The 16,484-nt window shown below is 41.9% G+C and carries 16 protein-coding genes; 8 read left to right on the top strand and 8 right to left on the bottom strand.

Annotation, left to right across the window (positions count from 1 at the left end; translation table 11 throughout):
- Window positions 1–2: 2 nt before the first annotated feature.
- From menH to metG, 5 genes are all read right to left on the bottom strand, one after another.
- Window positions 3–833 carry a 2-succinyl-6-hydroxy-2,4-cyclohexadiene-1-carboxylate synthase gene (gene menH / locus RMY27_RS04215; RefSeq protein WP_322660708.1) on the bottom strand — a complete coding sequence of 277 codons (831 nt, stop codon included), beginning with the start codon at window positions 831–833 and terminating at the stop codon, window positions 3–5.
- A 621-nt stretch (window positions 834–1,454) separates the two neighbouring features.
- Complete coding sequence (locus RMY27_RS04220; protein ID WP_322660709.1) at window positions 1,455–1,856, bottom strand: metal-sensitive transcriptional regulator; 402 nt, start codon at window positions 1,854–1,856, stop codon at window positions 1,455–1,457.
- 95 nt (window positions 1,857–1,951) lie between these two features.
- The gene (lptC, locus tag RMY27_RS04225; protein WP_322660712.1) at window positions 1,952–3,160 is read right to left on the bottom strand and encodes an LPS export ABC transporter periplasmic protein LptC; all 1,209 of its coding nucleotides are present in this window, start codon (window positions 3,158–3,160) and stop codon (window positions 1,952–1,954) included.
- Window positions 3,160–3,789, bottom strand: coding sequence for an NYN domain-containing protein (locus RMY27_RS04230; protein WP_069072029.1), 630 nt, complete (start codon window positions 3,787–3,789; stop codon window positions 3,160–3,162). The genes lptC and RMY27_RS04230 overlap by 1 nt, the downstream gene beginning before the upstream one ends.
- Before the next feature lie 167 nt (window positions 3,790–3,956).
- Entirely contained in the window at window positions 3,957–5,561 is a 1,605-nt protein-coding gene (gene metG, locus RMY27_RS04235) for a methionine--tRNA ligase (RefSeq protein WP_322660714.1), read from the bottom strand.
- 379 nt (window positions 5,562–5,940) lie between these two features.
- On the opposite strand from metG, the gene RMY27_RS04240 reads away from it, so the two are divergent.
- The 7 genes from RMY27_RS04240 to fabD all read left to right on the top strand — a co-directional run bounded on the left by RMY27_RS04240 (window position 5,941) and on the right by fabD (window position 14,923).
- The gene (locus RMY27_RS04240) at window positions 5,941–6,666 is read left to right on the top strand and encodes a 1-acyl-sn-glycerol-3-phosphate acyltransferase (protein WP_322660716.1); all 726 of its coding nucleotides are present in this window, start codon (window positions 5,941–5,943) and stop codon (window positions 6,664–6,666) included.
- A 269-nt stretch (window positions 6,667–6,935) separates the two neighbouring features.
- Window positions 6,936–7,739 (top strand): alpha/beta hydrolase, encoded by an 804-nt coding sequence (locus RMY27_RS04245; protein ID WP_322660718.1) that lies wholly within the window; start codon window positions 6,936–6,938, stop codon window positions 7,737–7,739.
- 308 nt (window positions 7,740–8,047) lie between these two features.
- The gene (locus RMY27_RS04250) at window positions 8,048–9,247 is read left to right on the top strand and encodes an EcsC family protein (RefSeq protein WP_322660719.1); all 1,200 of its coding nucleotides are present in this window, start codon (window positions 8,048–8,050) and stop codon (window positions 9,245–9,247) included.
- Window positions 9,248–10,001: 754 nt separating this feature from the next.
- Window positions 10,002–11,483 carry a leucyl aminopeptidase gene (locus RMY27_RS04255; RefSeq protein WP_322660721.1) on the top strand — a complete coding sequence of 494 codons (1,482 nt, stop codon included), beginning with the start codon at window positions 10,002–10,004 and terminating at the stop codon, window positions 11,481–11,483.
- Window positions 11,484–11,758: 275 nt separating this feature from the next.
- The gene (gene plsX, locus RMY27_RS04260) at window positions 11,759–12,781 is read left to right on the top strand and encodes a phosphate acyltransferase PlsX (RefSeq protein ID WP_289796733.1); all 1,023 of its coding nucleotides are present in this window, start codon (window positions 11,759–11,761) and stop codon (window positions 12,779–12,781) included.
- Window positions 12,782–12,946: 165 nt separating this feature from the next.
- Complete coding sequence (locus tag RMY27_RS04265) at window positions 12,947–13,939, top strand: beta-ketoacyl-ACP synthase III (RefSeq protein ID WP_322660723.1); 993 nt, start codon at window positions 12,947–12,949, stop codon at window positions 13,937–13,939.
- A 102-nt stretch (window positions 13,940–14,041) separates the two neighbouring features.
- Window positions 14,042–14,923: an ACP S-malonyltransferase gene (gene fabD / locus RMY27_RS04270; protein ID WP_322660725.1), complete on the top strand. Its 882-nt coding sequence runs from the start codon at window positions 14,042–14,044 to the stop codon at window positions 14,921–14,923.
- Between the two features lie 85 nt (window positions 14,924–15,008).
- Here fabD and RMY27_RS04275 read toward each other — a convergent pair whose 3' ends face one another.
- The 3 genes from RMY27_RS04275 to RMY27_RS04285 form a co-directional block, all read right to left on the bottom strand.
- Window positions 15,009–15,149: an ATP-binding protein gene (locus RMY27_RS04275; protein WP_322660819.1), complete on the bottom strand. Its 141-nt coding sequence runs from the start codon at window positions 15,147–15,149 to the stop codon at window positions 15,009–15,011.
- On the bottom strand, window positions 15,098–15,316 hold the full coding sequence (locus RMY27_RS04280) for a hypothetical protein (RefSeq protein ID WP_322660727.1): 219 nt from the start codon (window positions 15,314–15,316) through the stop codon (window positions 15,098–15,100). The genes RMY27_RS04275 and RMY27_RS04280 overlap by 52 nt, the downstream gene beginning before the upstream one ends.
- A 267-nt stretch (window positions 15,317–15,583) precedes the next feature.
- The gene (locus tag RMY27_RS04285; RefSeq protein WP_322660729.1) at window positions 15,584–15,748 is read right to left on the bottom strand and encodes a hypothetical protein; all 165 of its coding nucleotides are present in this window, start codon (window positions 15,746–15,748) and stop codon (window positions 15,584–15,586) included.
- Here RMY27_RS04285 and RMY27_RS04290 point away from each other — a divergent pair.
- Window positions 15,741–16,379 (top strand): lysophospholipid acyltransferase family protein, encoded by a 639-nt coding sequence (locus RMY27_RS04290; protein WP_322660731.1) that lies wholly within the window; start codon window positions 15,741–15,743, stop codon window positions 16,377–16,379. The genes RMY27_RS04285 and RMY27_RS04290 overlap by 8 nt on opposite strands.
- Window positions 16,380–16,484: the final 105 nt, after the last annotated feature.

Genomic DNA, 16,484 nt, shown 5'->3' on the forward strand with positions numbered 1-16,484 from the left:
AGTTATCCTAATTTTGAGCTTGCTGCGGATAAAAAGCTTTTGATATTTTCCACAAATGCCAAGGTATTTTCAAAGTGGATATTGTGTCCAACATTGCTAATTATTTTTATCTGAACAAATTCACATACTTTAGCTATTTCTGTATTAATAGATATAAATTTTTGATCATATTCACCTACTAGTAAAAGCATGGGAATTTTATTGAATTGTAGCTTTTCCCATAAAGAAGGTTGACATCCAGTACCCATAAAGCGCAGTGATTTATCTAATTCCTGTGGATTATTCTGCAACCGACTTTCAACCATGCGGTCGTATTCTGAATGATTTTTTATATAACCAAAAATCGGTTGATTATACCAATTTGATATAAAATTGGCAAAATCGCTTTTTTCGAGACTTCTTGTTAATTTTCTGCCTATTTGAGTATCAAGTTTAATACGTTCTAATCGTTCTGCTTCTGTTGGCAAACCTGGGGAAGCTGACTCTAGAACAACTTTATGAAAGCGTTCTGGAAAATGCAGGGTTAGGTATAAAGCTAATCTTCCACCCATTGAATAACCAACTAAAAAGCATTTGGCAATTTTTAACTCATCGAGCAAGTTGATTAAAGCATGAGCGGTGTTTGCCATCGTATAGTATTCATCCTCACCCAAAACTTGGGTTTTGCCATGTCCGGGAAGGTCAAGTGTTAAATAGGAAAATTGGTTGAATAATAATTTTATGGCTTCATCAAATTCATCAATGTTACCCATGAAGCCATGCAAAAAAAGAATTAGTGGTTTATCTAGAGTGCCAATTAAAGAATAATGAAATTGATAGTTTTTTAAGATCATAGTCTAATTAAAACATCGTTATTCCACAGCATATTATCTGATGGAATAAATTTTTCCTTCGTTGCCTCTTAGAGTATGTTTGAAAAGTCATGATTGATGTATCAAATATTTTTTTACCCCACCCTAACCCTCCCCTTTATAAGGGGAGGGAACCGGATTTTCTTGTTTCCCCCCTTTATAAGCAGGGCTGTTTCATTCCATTTCAAACAGGATTTGTCAAGATGGTTAGCAAGAAAATTGTAAGTAAGCGTGACGAAGAGATGAATATTTAAGCACTGAAATATCAGTAAAATAGTTGGTTTCATCGGCACGCTAGTAACAAAATAACTAATTTTTAATTGCTAGAACCCTTGATTTTTAAAGCTCTTTGGGGAATGAAACAGCCCTGCCTTTATAAGGGGGGATTAAGGGGGTAATAATTCGATTAAAATCACAACATATCACTTTTCAAACATCCTCTTAGAAAAAGTAAATAAAGGAAAGTCTATAAAAATAGATTGTCTACCAGTTGGCAATATAATGTTGCTGGAGTGAATGTCAGGATGCAATATTAAGTTTTGATGTATCGCTGCTAATACATCACTAATTTTGCGAATACATTTTAGATTGTTTTTCTAATTTTTAAGGCAAAAATCGATCTAAAGCAGCTTTTAACTGTTTAATTTCAACATCAATATTACCCTCTTGTGCGGCTCTACCAATACACTCAGTTAAATGTTCATCCAAAACAATTCGCGCGACTCGATCCAATGCGCCCCGCACTGCGGCAATTTGCAGTAGAACATCAGGACAAGGGGTACTTTGCTGCACCATTGTCTTAATACCACGAACATGTCCTTCTATACGCGATAATCGATTGACAATTCGCCGTAAAGACTCTTCGCTATGGACGTGAGGATGAGTCAACTCTCCAGTTCCATGAGTACGAGCTGTATGCTCTTGGTCTGTATCGTGATAGTGGGAATGTTCTACTTGCTGGGATGTTGGCAAGGATTCCATACCTAATTGGTTTGATCCATTCATGGGCTATCAAAAGGCTTGTATTACTAAGATCCTAGTTTAGTACTCGACCAACCCAAAATTTATGGGTGAAGGTGGGTTCCATTCACCTAACTTTACTACTGACGATTGGCTTTTTCTTGAGGAATAATCTCCGTTACTACCCTACCGCTAGAACTGCCACCTTTGACAACAATATTTTCTGTTTGCAGATTACCAACTGCTGTTTCACCCGCAAAATTTAAAGGTGGGTCAATTTGTCGGTAAATAACATTTCCTTGAGCTTCAACTAACTTATTATCTAAATACCAAGTTAGTGTATTGGATCTTAGAGACTGCCGACGCTGACCAATAGCATTGACGTTACCTTTTAAGTAAACGGTTTTTTGCGGTATTTTCATTTCGCCTTGATTGGCTGTCACTGTGACATTTTCGGCACGATGGAACATTCGCGCAGGTGAGTTTGTAGTGACAGTTTCTGCGTTCATGTTCCAGGTCATAGAGTTACTAGCTATTTGCAGTGGTGGGTCTAGTAATTCTAGTTGAGCATTTTTTTGGACAATGGCAATTTTTGTTTTTAAGTTGACTTCAGCAGAATTTCCCTTACCGCGATCGCTAATTTTATTATCTTTGTAGCGGTCAATTTCTAGAGGGCGATCGCCAATCAGTTTTTCTTCTTTAATATTCCAGATTAAATGTTCAGTTCTCACTTGCATCTGGGGATCGATAGAATTTGCTACTACTCCTCCAGAAAATTCCATCCGCTGTTCGCGGGTTTTTACTCGCACTTCCTGCGCTACTGCTTGTAGTTTTTTATGAGTACCGTTAATCTTGTTACGAACAATCAACAAATCTTCTTTGGGACGCCATTCTAATTCATTACCTTGCAACACAATCCCATTGCTAGGGTCTGTGGCAAATATCTTACCTTTCAGAAACAACTGCTTTCCATCTTGTTCAATGTCTGCTACATCTGCCTTGATTTGGTAAACAATTTTGCCATCTTGATATAGTTCACCATAAGGACTTTCAGCCTGACCAATTTGTTTTTCTTTGGTGTATTTTGCGGTTTTAGCCTTGACTTTCCAAATTGGTCTTCCCACTTCATCTGCTTGTTCTAGGGTGACATCAAAGAAAGTCAAATTGCTATCTTTATTAGACGAATCCGCAGTATTTTGTTGCGAAGTTAGGGGAGATTTGCTTCCGCAACCAACTAAACCAAATACCAAGAAAAAAGTCAAAGGTAAAATAAGAAAGGAGGGAGTGGAGGAGAAAATTTGAATTTTTCTCTTTCCCCATCTCCCTCTTTTATGAAATTGATTCGTCATTATTCTTGGATTTCTAGGTGTCCATCACTACTTCTGGGGTCTTCCAAAAAACCGATCCCAGATAATGGCCGGTATGGATAGCTTTGGCGAGGAGTTTTTTGAATATCTTCTTTGATCGCTTCTAAATCAATGTAGCGATCGCTTACATTAATTAAGCTGTCGCTGGTCATCGAACGCAAGCTCACAACTTCTACGCGCACGCCACGATAGCTGACTGAATTTACTGCATAAGCCAAATCCCCATCACCGCTGACTAAAACTGCGGTATCATAAGAATCTACTAACGCCATCATGTCTACTGCTATTTCTACATCTAGGTTAGCTTTTTTAGAGCCATCTGGTAGCTGGACTAAATCCTTAGCAATGACTCGATAGCCATTGCGACGCATCCACAGCAAAAACCCCTGTTGCTTCTCGTTTGTCCGATCTACACCAGTGTAGAAAAAAGAACGCAGTAATCTAGAACCTCCTGTTAATCGACATAATAGTTTCGTGTAATCTATTTCAATACCTAGTTGCAGTGCAGCGTAAAATAAATTTGAGCCATCAATAAATATGGCGACCCTACCTCGATTCTCCAAAACTTGTTCTGGCGTAAATATTGAATCGTTTTCCAAATTATTCAACATCATTGTGATACCTCAATTTTTATCCCTGTTATTTTTGATACAAATTACCAACTTTTAGATGCTAGTCACAGCGGCTTATGATAATGTTCCGCGGCTAATTTAAATTGAGCCACGATAAATTTTGTGAGAAAATAAAAAAATTGAACAAAATCAGAGTTTGATAAGGACTAATCGTTTTTCGGGGGTTCTATTCGCTGAAAAACAGGTTGGTGTTTACCCAACTGTTGTTTGCTCGATAGTAGTCCCCATGTAGCATGGGTGGCAAAAGGAGCATTAACCGAACTTTCTATTTGATCGTTAAAGTTTATTCCAAAACCCAGTTGCTGATAAATATCGCTACTGATGTTCGGAATAATTGGGGATAGCAGATAAGCTGCCAGTCTAACCGATTCTAGAACTGCGTAGAGAACCTTTTCCACCGACTCCTGCTGTCCCTGTTTATATAATGACCAAGGAGCTTGTTCATCAATAAACTTATTACTGGCTTGTGCCAATGAAAGTATGGCCACGCAGGCTTGACTGAAAGCTAGCTCTTGGTATGCTTGTTTTACCTGTTCCCCTAGACGTAAACCAATTGCTTTCAAAGGATTTTCGTCAGGAATCCCTTCATTGCCGATTGATGGGACATTATTCTCAGCACAGTACTTTTTCACCATGCTCAAAGTGCGATTGAGCAAATTACCTAAATCATTTGCCAAATCTGCATTCAGAACATTAATGAACCTAACTTCATTAAAATCTCCATCTTTGCCAAATTCGATTTCCTTAAGGAAGTAATAACGAACGGCATCACTACCATAGCGCTGCACTAACGCTATAGGATCAAGGGTATTACCCAGACTTTTGCCCATCTTCTGCCCGTCTTTAGTCAAAAAGCCATGCCCAAAGACTTTCTCTGGCAAGGGTAAGCCAGCTGACAACAGCATTGCTGGCCAGTAAACTGCATGGAAGCGCAGAATATCTTTACCAATTAGGTGCAAGTTGATTGGCCACCATGTTTCTAACGCATTTGCTAAAGTCGGTTCTGCATCTGGTTCTAATAATGCTGTGACATAACCTAGCAGCGCATCAAACCAGACATAAAGAGTGTGCTTGGGATCAACCGGTACGGGAAAACCCCAATCTAAATTTACTCGTGAAATGGAAAAGTCTTGCAGTCCTTGATTGACAAAGCTGAGGACTTCGTTGCGCCGACTTTCTGGTTGAATAAAATCCGGTTTAGATTGATAAAATTCTGTCAGCTTGGTTTGATATTTGGATAAGCGGAAAAAATAGTTTTGTTCGTCTCGCCACTCCACTTCTTTGTTAGTATGAATTGGGCAACGGTGTCCTTCTAGTAGATCCCGTTCTTCTTTGAATTCTTCGCAGGATACGCAGTACCAGCCTTGTTGTTGTCCCTGGTAAATATCACCCGATTCCCATACTCGCTCAAAGAATTCTTTGATGATCGCTTGATGACGAGGCGCAGTAGTCCGACTAAAGCGATCGTATCGAATGTCTAATAATTGCCATAAACTGACGAAACTAGGGACAATTTCATCACAAAATTCTTGTGGCGCTTTTCCTAAACTTTCTGCCGAACGCTGAATTTTTTGCCCATGTTCATCTGTACCTGTAATTAGTAATACTTGATAACCCAGTAGCCTCTGAAATCGCGCCACTACATCGGCTGCGATCGTCGTGTAAGCACTGCCTATATGAGGGACATCGTTTACATAATATAGGGGTGTGGTCAGTGCAAATGTCAATTCTTTTTTATTCACTAGATTCATACAAAATAAAAATTAACTTATTAAAACGTTTTATATCTTACCTTTTATCGGCAAAGCCAGGCAATTATACAATATTATTATCATTTTTTCCAATAACATCTTCATACTAGCAAACTTATCAAGCCCAGAATTGTTTTTTAATGTGCATCAATTAAACTCATTTTTACCTAAAAAATGGAAATTAACTAATCATAATTTTTTTGAATAGTTTCTATTAGATATTATTGTGATCAAAAATACATAATCAAGAATACAGAAAATCTAGTTGCTTTTGTAGATTAGATATTTCTATCTTAAGACGGTCATGGCAATAGTAAAGAAATGTAAAAATTAAATTAAGACAAGTTGCCATATTTACTGGAAAATATATTGATTAGGTATGAGTGGAAATAGCCCCCTAGAGGTTTCTCGCGCTTTGGTGGCGGCATTCTCAACGCAAATGTTCCGCTATTACGAAGACCGCATTCCCCAGGATGCGAGCGTCTTGGTAGTCAGCAATCACCGCAGCTTTATGGATGCACTGATTTTAATGGCAGCGTTATCGAGTCCGATTCGCTTTGCTTGCCATCACTACATGGGACAAGTTCCAGTCATGCGGGATATTGTCACCGGTCAATTGGGGTGTTTTCCTTTGGAAGAAACTCAAAACCGCCAGCAAAGCTTTTTTTCGCAGTCACAATTGCTATTGCAGTCCAAGCAGATGGTGGGAGTATTTCCAGAAGGGACTGCACCAATGGTGAAATTTACTCAGCCAAGCCAGGTGGGTGAGTTTCAGCGGGGATTTGCCCATTTGGCATTGCGAGCAAATGTGCAGGATTTAGCTATTTTGCCGATCGCGATCGCTTCCTTAGAAGAAGTAAACACCAATGGCTTCCCATTAAGACTTTTGAGTGTATTCGACCCTTCAGAACCTTTATTTAATCAAAATGGTTGGCATCCCTTGGTAATTTATCGTCGAGTTGCGGTGTTAATCGGTCGTCCTTATTGGATTACGCCCCAACATCATAAAAAATATCATGGCAAACAAGCCAGAACTGTTGTGGCTGAACTGACAGAACACTGTCAGGGCGAAATTAGCAATTTATTGCGTCAAGGTTGCTATTAGAGCTATTCGATTTTGGACTTCGGCTTTGCTCAGTCGAACAATTTTGGATTGTCTGCATAACTATGAGTAGCTTGTTCCGAGACTTTTTTGTTTTTGCTAAAAAGTCCCGAAGCTCATAAAAGCAACAATTCGCAGTCCAAAAGTTTTATACCATTGATCAATACTTCTCTGCGAGACGCTACGCGTAGCTTGCTTCCCCGCAGGGGTACGATTACGCGGTAGTTGAGCGCAGTCGAAACTCAGTACAAGTGACCAATGATTAATGACCAATGACTATCACAGAAGTTGAGCTAAACCCTTGTTTCCTAACTCCTAAACGAGTACAGCCAGAGTATCCACTATTGGTATATTTGCCAGGAATGGATGGAACTGGTCAACTATTGCGATCGCAAACTGCTGGATTAGAAACTGGCTTTGATGTGCGCTCTTTGGCGCTCCCCCGGAAAGACCTTAACAGTTGGGATGCCCTAACTAAGAGTGTATTGGACTTGATCGATGCCGAATTAGAAAAAAGTTCTCAAAGACCAGTTTACTTGTGTGGTGAGTCCTTTGGTGGTTGCTTGGCAATGAAAGTGGCAATCCAAGCACCCCATTTATTTGAGCGAATTATCCTAATTAACCCAGCTTCGTCCTTTCAGCTTCGCCCTTGGTTAAGTTGGGCATCCCAGCTAACTTACTTAGTGCCAACAGGATTGTATGATATTGGCGCACTAGGCTTGTTGCCATTTTTAGCATCTTTGTCACGCATTTCTCGGAGCGATCGCCACGATCTGCTAAAAACGATGCGTTCTGTCCCAGCAGAAACCGTTCTTTGGCGGTTGTCTTTACTGCGAGAGTTTCATATTGATGAGGAAAAGTTAAGGCGTTTAACTCAACCAGTTTTGTTGATTGCTGGTGCTAGCGATCGCCTTTTACCTTCTGTAAGCGAAGTCAACCGGATAGGGAAAATCTTACCAAATAACAAGATTGTAGTGTTGCCCCATTGCGGGCACGCTTGTTTGCTAGAGCAAGATACTAATCTCTATGAAATTCTTAAGGATAACGACTTTTTAGAAAGTAAAGCTGATAGCTGAGGTAGGATTAGATGAATATACACAATTACTTACACAAGAAGATTTAATTGCTGGTAATTGATCGAACAATATTGCAAAAAGAAAGGGTCGTTCTTATTCCAGAAATACTCACTATTTTAAAAGGCAAAATGTTTTTGACATTAAGTTATCAGTGGTAAAATCAAAATCTCTGTCATCCATCTTATGTCTACAGTTAAAGCTCAGAATAATTCCTATCAGCTCTGACAAATTGTACTTATTGAGAGATGTCAAAGCCGCCCAAACTTCGCTAAAACCAAAAGAGAGGCTTTACAAGATGGTGTCAAGCAATGGCAGACAAACCCCAAAAAATAGAGGTGAATAAATTAGCTAATTCACCTAGAAAAACTTCAGAAGCAGGAATTCAGGCTCAATCATCAATAGAAAATGAACCGTCTATAGTAGAGTCTTTGATTAAAACTGTTGCTGAGACTGGCCAAGCAGTTTTAGACACAGCAATAGGGGTAGGAGAAGCGACGGCGAAAGAAACACACAAGTTTATTGAGCAAACAACTCAAACCAGCGGTCAGGTTGTGAATCGCCTCAGCGAAAATTGGCTGATTAGAAAACTATCTGGAGTATTAAATCTCAATTGGCTCATTAACGATACTAACCTTGTTGATTTAGAACAAGCAGAAACGGCGGTAAAAAAGCTCAAAAAACAGTATCCAAATGAATCACCCAGCCAGATTGCTCACCGAATCATGGTGGAAAAAGCAACTCAAGCAGGGACAGTTGGACTAGCCACTAGTTTTTTGCCAGGAATAGCAGTGGCATTGTTGGCAATTGATTTAACAGCCACAACAAAATTGCAGTCAGAAATGCTTTATCAAATTGCATCTGTCTACGGGCTAGATTTAAAAGATCCTGCCCGTAAAGGTGAAATTTTAGCAATTTTTGGGTTGGCTTTGGGTGGAGGACGTTTGTTGAAAGCTGCGGGGTTAGGCTTGCTGCGAAATGTGCCCTTGGCGGGTGCAGTTATTGGAGCTAGTTCCAATGCAACGATGATCTATTCATTGGGGTATGCTGCTTGTCGATTTTACGAAACCAAGCTGGATGAATCTACTTCTCTGGCATCACCACAGACATTGGCAACATTAAAAGCAGAAAGTGAAAAGTATCTAGAAAGTGCGATCGCTCAAGAAGCCGTCATGGATCAAATCTTAGTTCACATGATTTTGGCTAGCCATCCAGATAAGACTTTGGAAGAAATTTTGCCAGAATTACAAGCTGTAAAACTCAGCCCTACCTCGTTGGATGCCATTGCCCAAAATATCAAATCACCTAAGTCTTTAGATATACTGCTCAATCAGCTAAATCGTGATTTTGCTATACCCTTGCTCGTTCAGTGTGAAAAAATTGCCCAGCTTGATAATAAGACTACACCACTTGAGCAAGAAATAATCGCAGCGATCGCCAGCAAATTTAACATTGACACAAATAACATTGGGGGATATAGCATTGGGCATGGGGCAGGAAGCAGGACGTAAAAAAAAATCTGACTTTTCACGGCATCTAGAAAACCTCTCTCTAAATCTCTCTCCTTTTAGGAGAGATTTTGAATTTTCCCCCTTCCCGCGACGTGTTGGGGGTTAGGTTTTTGGTGGACTTTTCCACATAACGCGAAAAGTCAGGTAAAAAAATGGAGATCATTGCTTCATTAACGAGTATTAAAGACTCGTTAACGGAGTTCTGAGGTGGATTAACGAGTATAAAAGACTCGTTAACGGAGTTCTGAGGTGGATTAATGAGTATAAAAGCCTCGTTAACGGAGTTCTGAGGTGGATTAATGAGTATCAAAGACTCGTTAACGGAGTTCTGATGTGGATTCACGAGTATAAAAGACTCGTTAACGGAGTTCTGAGGTGGATTAATGAATATAAAAGACTCGTTAACGGAGTTCTGAGGTGGATTCACGAGTATAAAAGCCTCGTTAACGGAGTTCTGAGGTGGATTAATGAGTATCAAAGACTCATTGACGAGTACTATTTATACTAATTTATTAACTTATACTTGCTGACCCCTGCTCCCCAATGCCCCATGCCCACTTGCGCTGAGCGTACCCCTCCGGGGAAGCAAGCTACGCGTAGCGTCTCGCAGAGAAGGGATGCCCAATACTTCTCTACAAGAGGCTGCGCCAACGAGTACGCTCAGTACAAGTGCCCAATACCCACTCCGCTCACCATGAAACAAGAATTTTGAGCAATACTGGTACAAGAAGGAATATTTACACAAAATCCCAAAATGACAATTCAACCTAGTGATAAGCCTTTACTAGAGTGGGCAGGCGATAGTTTGGCAATTGGATTATTTGAAGATGCAGTGGAGTTAACCGGAGAACTAGCTACTTTAGATCAAAAGTTTTCTGGAGTCTTAAAAGAACTGATTGCCGAAGAAGAATTTAAAGGTAAAGCCAACAGTACAATCTTCACCCGTGTAAATGCTGGTAGCCCAGTGCGGAAATTGATTTTGGTTGGTTTAGGTAAACCAGATGCACTAAAACTAGATACTCTGCGCCGTGCTGCTGCGGCTGTAGCTAGGGTAGGAAAAAAGCAAAAAAGCAAAATTTTGGGTTTTAGTTTTCCATTGTGGAATAACGATCCAGCAGCGAGTGCCCAAGCGATCGCAGAAGGTGTGGAATTAGCGCTTTACCAAGATATTCGCTTTAAATCCGAACCAGAAGATAAAGGTTCGCAAATAGAAACCATAGAATTACTAGGTTTCGGTGGACAAGAAGCTGCCATTACCCGCGCCAATCAAATCGTTTCTGGGGTAAATTTGGCACGGCAATTAGTGGCAGCACCAGCCAACGCAGTCACACCAATTACCTTAGCCGAAACTGCTCAAGCGATCGCCAAAGATTATGGTTTACAACTAGAAATTCTCGAACGAGAAGACTGTGAAAAGTTAGGTATGGGTGCATTTTTGGGAGTAGCCCAAGCTTCTGATTTGCCACCGAAATTTATTCACCTAACTTACAAGCCAGAAGGTACAGCCAAAAAGAAATTAGCAATTATTGGTAAAGGTTTAACCTTCGACTCCGGCGGACTTAACATTAAAGGTGCTGGTAGTGGCATCGAAACCATGAAAATTGATATGGGCGGTGCAGCTGCCACCTTGGGCGCAGCAAAAGCAATTGCTCAAATTAAGCCAGATTCGGAAGTTCACTTCATCTCCGCAGTGACTGAAAACATGATTAGCGGTCGTGCCATGCGTCCAGGAGACATTCTCACAGCATCAAACGGCAAAACAATCGAAGTGAACAACACCGACGCAGAAGGGCGTTTGACCTTAGCAGATGCCTTGGTGTATACCGACAAATTGGGATTAGATGCGATCGTTGATTTAGCCACCCTGACTGGTGCCAACGTCATTGCCTTGGGTGACGATATTGCTGGTTTGTACACTCCCGATGATGGTGTTGCTTCCCAGATCGAAAAAGCTGCCCAAACTTCAGGAGAAAAGATTTGGCGGATGCCAATGGAAGAAAAATATTTTGAAGGGTTAAAGTCAGGTATAGCGGATATGAAAAATACAGGGCCGCGTCCAGGTGGTGCAATCACCGCAGCCCTTTTCCTCAAGCAATTTGTCAAACAAACCCCTTGGGCGCACATAGATATTGCTGGTCCAGTCTGGACAGATAAAGAAAATGGCTACAACAGCGCAGGGGCAACTGGCTACGGCGTTCGGACGCTAGTTGATTGGGTACTGGGAAGTGGGGAATAAAGAGTAAGGGAGCAGGGGAGCAGGGGAGCAGGGGAGCAGGGGAGCAGGGGAGCAAGAAAGAAGTTGTATGCAGTCAGTTTTCCCCCTCCGCACCTCTGCCCCTCTGCCCCTTTGCCCAATGCTCTCCTCCCTACTACCGAACAATTCGTGCTATCTTGAGCTTGCCAGTAAAAATTGTTGCAATAGTAACAGAATTAATTTGGCGGTCAGAAAATTAAGCTTTTTCGGGCATTGCCATCTGGTAAAATTTGTAAGGTTTCTAGAAGCTGTGAGCAATGGGATCGACTCGCGTACGGATCGCAATTGACGCCATGGGAGGGGATCATGCACCCGGTGAAATCGTTGCTGGCGCATTGCGGGCAAGAGAAGAATTGGGTGTAGATATATTGTTGGTTGGCGATCCCCAACAAATAGAAGCTGCCTTGCCATCAAAAACAAGTTTAGGGCAGGTGGAGATCGTGACTGCTGAAGAAGCGATCGCAATGGATGAGGAGCCTTTAAATGCAGTTAGACGCAAACGCAAGGCTTCTATTAATGTGGCGATGGATTTAGTCAAGCAGGAAAAGGCAGATGCCGTATTTTCTGCCGGCCATTCTGGAGCAGCTATGGCATCAGCTTTGCTCCGCTTAGGACGATTGCCAGGAATTGATCGCCCAGCGATCGGGACAGTTTTCCCCACAATTATTGCTGGTAAGCCAGTGCTAGTACTTGATGTCGGCGCAAATGTAGATTGCCGCCCCAAGTTTTTAGAGCAGTTTGGCGTTATGGGATCGGCTTACAGTAAGTATGTCTTGGGTACAGCTGAACCGAAAGTGGGTTTGTTGAATATCGGTGAAGAAGACTCGAAAGGCAATGATGCAGCAGTCCGCGCTCACCAGCTGTTACGCGAAAATTCCCAAATTAATTTTATTGGCAATGCTGAAGGGCGTGATGTGCTTTCTGGTCGCTTTGATGTGATTGTCTGCGATGGCTTTGTAGGTAATGTATTGTTGAAATTTGCCGAAGCCGTCGGAGAAGTGATTCTGCAAATTCTGCGGGAAGAATTACCCCAAGGATTGCACGGTCAAATCGGTTCAGCACTCTTAAAACCAAACCTGAAGCGGATTAAGCAGCGGATGGATCACGCAGAACATGGTGGTGCTTTGCTCTTAGGCGTGGCAGGAGTCTGTTTTATCGGTCACGGTAGCTCCCAAGCACCTTCAATTTTTAATGCAATTCGCATGGCAAAAGAAGCTGTTGACAACCAGGTGATACAACGAATTCAGTCCCAATATATCCTAGAGCGCGAGAGCGGTTAGTCATTGGTCATTGGTCACTTGTACTGAGCGTAGTCGAAGTATTAGTCATTAGTCATTGGTCATTAGTCATGGGTCATTTGTAAAGGACAACTGACAAAGGACAACTGACAAAGGACAAAGGACAAAAGACAAAGGACAAAAAGCTGATAGCTTGGGAGATTAAGAGTGCAAAACTTAGGCGTAGCAATCACCGGAAGCGGCTCGGCAGTACCAGCAACTTCCCTACACAACGATACATTGAGTGAACTAGTTGAAACATCAGATGAGTGGATAGCCACAAGAACGGGAATTCGTCAACGGCGATTAGCATTGCCTTCTGAGTCCTTGAGTGTACTCGCTACTGCCGCCAGCACTGAGGCGATCGCATCTGCGGGAATTAAACCAGAAGACCTAGACCTAATTCTGCTAGCGACTTCCACCCCTGATGATTTGTTTGGTAGTGCTTGTCAAGTACAGGCTAAATTGGGAGCTACCAACGCAGTAGCTTTTGACTTAACAGCTGCCTGCTCCGGCTTTGTGTTTGGTTTGGTTACAGCAGCCCAATACATTAGAACCGGTGTGTATAGAAACGTACTATTAATCGGGGCAGATATCCTCTCTCGCTGGGTAGATTGGGAAGATCGGCGGACTTGTGTATTGTTTGGTGATGGTGCCGGGGCAGTGGTGTTACAGGCTGCCAAAAGCGATCGCTTATTAGGATTTGCACTTAAAAGTGATGGTACTCAAAACCATTACCTCAACCTTGCTTATGCAGGAACTTCCCAAGAACTGGTGACTGATGTAAATATCACCAAAGGCACTTACCAACCAATTACGATGAACGGCAAAGAAGTCTATCGCTTTGCTGTGCAAAAAGTGCCAGAAATCATTGATAAAGCCTTGTTTCAAGCCAACATCAGCGTCGATCAAATAGATTGGCTGATATTGCATCAAGCCAATCAGCGGATTATCGATGCCGTTGCCCAACGGCTAAACATCCCAGAACATAAAGTTATAAGTAATCTCGCCCAGTACGGCAATACCTCAGCTGCTTCCATCCCCTTAGCTTTAGATGAAGCGGTACGACAAGGTAAAATTAAACCCAATGACATCGTTGCGACATCCGGCTTTGGTGCCGGTCTTACCTGGGGCGCGGCAATCTTTCAATGGGGAAGATAAATATTTTGTCCTTTATCATTAGTCCTTTGTCCTTTGTTATTTACTAATGACCAATGACAAATGACCAATGACAAATGACCAATGACCACTGACTATTGAGAAATGACAAAAACTGCATGGGTGTTTCCCGGACAAGGTTCCCAAACGCTGGGAATGGGAATGGATTTACTAGATATACCGTCCGCTAAAGACAAGCTTGCCAAAGCTGAGGATATTTTGGGTTGGTCTGTAACTGAAATTTGTCAAACTCAAGAAGAGAAGTTATCACAGACGCTGTATACTCAGCCAAGTCTTTATGTGGTTGAAAGCATTCTTGCCGACCTGCTTCGAGAACGAGGACATCAGCCAGATTTAGTTGCTGGTCACAGTTTGGGAGAATATACTGCTCTTTATGTAGCGGGTGTCTTTGAGTGGTCGGCTGGTTTATATCTGGTGAAGCGTCGTGCAGAACTTATGGATAGTTCCATCGATGGTATGATGGCAGCTTTGATGAACTTTGACCGCGAACAGCTAGAAAAAGTCATTTCTCTAACGCCTGATGTAGTGATAGCAAATGATAATAGTTCGGCTCAGGTGGTAATTTCAGGCACGACTGAGGCTGTACAAGCGGTGATGACTCAAGTTAAAGCAAAGCGTGCGGTTCCCCTAAAAGTTTCTGGAGCATTTCATTCACATTTAATAGCACCAGCAGCTGCGGAATTTCAAGACATTTTAGAATCTGTGGAATTTCAACCGGCGATTGTGCCAGTGCTGTCTAATGTTGAACCAATTCCGTCTATTGATGCTGAGATTTTAAAGCAACGTCTGAACAAACAAATGACTGGTTCTGTAAGATGGCGAGAAATTTGTCTGCAATTACCAGCTAACGGTATCGAGCGAGTAATGGAAGTTGGCCCTGGTAAAGTGCTAACTGGCTTGATTAAACGTAATAGCCCTGATTTAATATTAGAAAATATCCAGAGTGCTGCTAATTTGCCTAGTTAATTTTTTTAGCTTCTATCGGTAGGGTTACGATAAATTCTGCGCCCTTTCCTAATGTGGAATTACAATCAAGTTTACCTTGATGTAGTTAAGTCACAATTTGATAGCTGATAGATAAACCCAATCCAGATCCCTTACCCACATCTTTAGTTGTGAAAAAGGGGTCAAATAATCTTGTTAAAGTTGTGTCTGGAACTCCAAGATCATTATCTGCGATCGCAATCTTGATTCAGCCTGGAAATCAATATTAGTGGGTTGCTTAGATTCCTGCAAAGGGAGGTTATTCTGTGCGAGTTGAAAGATGTTGCTTTCTTGCTCTCCTCGTCCGCTAATGTACTTTTCTAGCTGGGTTTGCGTCTCGGCTTCCAAACGGGATATGACATGGACATAGCTCACCCCCAATACTTCTCGGGTTTTGGGGAAAAGGGGAAAGGGAAAAGGGAAAGAAAAAACCTTTAACCCTTACCCTTTACCCTTTACCCCAAACCCGATTCCGAGTTAAAAATGCAAAACCCGAGAAGTATTGAACTCACTCCAGCAGACGCGAGTACCACCCCGATTACTCGTAGTGCCATATTAATTTGTGTTGTGTGGGTAAGTGAGGTGGGGGGCTTCTTAACGATATGGATAGACTTCAAAGACCACTGTTTGTGAAGAATTTGTCTAAATTGGGTAAGCATGGAGTAGCAGAGGTAAATATTTAGGCTGAAGATTTAGTTTTCCCAGATGGGTAAAGCAATTCATCTCTATAGCTTTGTTGCGTTTGATCTGGGTGTTGCGATCGCGTATGCTAAATTCAGTTTGATTTGCATTATCTTCTGTGGACAAAAACCGCGAACCGTTGATCAGTCTGGCACTTTACCACGCCTTTAAATGGTCAGTCGTCAGCCCCATGCTTCACGCTTACTTTCGGGGCCAGATTTATGGTGCGGAAAATGTCCCCCAATCAGGGCCTCTATTAGTAGTAAGTAATCACGCTAGTTATTTCGATCCGCCGATTGTCTCTAATTGTGTACGTCGTCCAGTGGCGTACATGGCTAAGGAAGAGTTATTTAATATCCCCATTTTGGCGCAAGCGATTAAATTGTATGGTGCTTACCCAGTAAGTCGGGGAAATGCCGATCGCAATGCCATCCGCTCCGCCCTAGAATATCTCGATAAAGGTTGGGCTGTCGGTGTTTTCTTGCAAGGTACTCGCACCCCAGATGGTCGAATTACAGACCCCAAAAGAGGCGCATTGCTACTGGCGGCGAAAGCAAAAGCCCCGATATTGCCGGTAAGTGTCTGGGGTACTGAAGGGATTTTACAAAAAGGAGCGCCCCTACCTCGCGCAGTTCCTATCACTGTCAGAATTGGTAACTTGATTGATGCTCCCAGTTCTAGTAATAAAGAGGAATTAGAAGCGTTGACACAAAAATGCGCCACAGTCATTAACGAAATGCATGATTTAGGACGATGAGTCTAGAGATACAACAGATATATGCTTTAGGGAGGTAGCGATCGCTATTAGATTACTCTAATCTTAAAATTTATTCCTCTAGCAATACAGTAAAGGACTTCCAAC

Origin of the sequence: Nostoc sp. DedQUE09, from assembly GCF_034530915.1 — a bacterium.
GTDB lineage: Bacteria > Cyanobacteriota > Cyanobacteriia > Cyanobacteriales > Nostocaceae > Nostoc.

Coding starts and splice junctions, on each gene's coding strand:
- menH (WP_322660708.1), bottom strand. CDS start 833: ATGATCTTAAAAAACTATCAATTTCATTATTCTTTAATTGGCACTCTA.
- RMY27_RS04245 (WP_322660718.1), top strand. CDS start 6,936: ATGACTATCACAGAAGTTGAGCTAAACCCTTGTTTCCTAACTCCTAAA.
- metG (WP_322660714.1), bottom strand. CDS start 5,561: ATGAATCTAGTGAATAAAAAAGAATTGACATTTGCACTGACCACACCC.
- RMY27_RS04220 (WP_322660709.1), bottom strand. CDS start 1,856: ATGAATGGATCAAACCAATTAGGTATGGAATCCTTGCCAACATCCCAG.
- RMY27_RS04250 (WP_322660719.1), top strand. CDS start 8,048: ATGGCAGACAAACCCCAAAAAATAGAGGTGAATAAATTAGCTAATTCA.
- RMY27_RS04230 (WP_069072029.1), bottom strand. CDS start 3,789: ATGTTGAATAATTTGGAAAACGATTCAATATTTACGCCAGAACAAGTT.
- lptC (WP_322660712.1), bottom strand. CDS start 3,160: ATGACGAATCAATTTCATAAAAGAGGGAGATGGGGAAAGAGAAAAATT.
- fabD (WP_322660725.1), top strand. CDS start 14,042: ATGACAAAAACTGCATGGGTGTTTCCCGGACAAGGTTCCCAAACGCTG.
- RMY27_RS04240 (WP_322660716.1), top strand. CDS start 5,941: ATGAGTGGAAATAGCCCCCTAGAGGTTTCTCGCGCTTTGGTGGCGGCA.
- plsX (WP_289796733.1), top strand. CDS start 11,759: ATGGGATCGACTCGCGTACGGATCGCAATTGACGCCATGGGAGGGGAT.
- RMY27_RS04255 (WP_322660721.1), top strand. CDS start 10,002: ATGACAATTCAACCTAGTGATAAGCCTTTACTAGAGTGGGCAGGCGAT.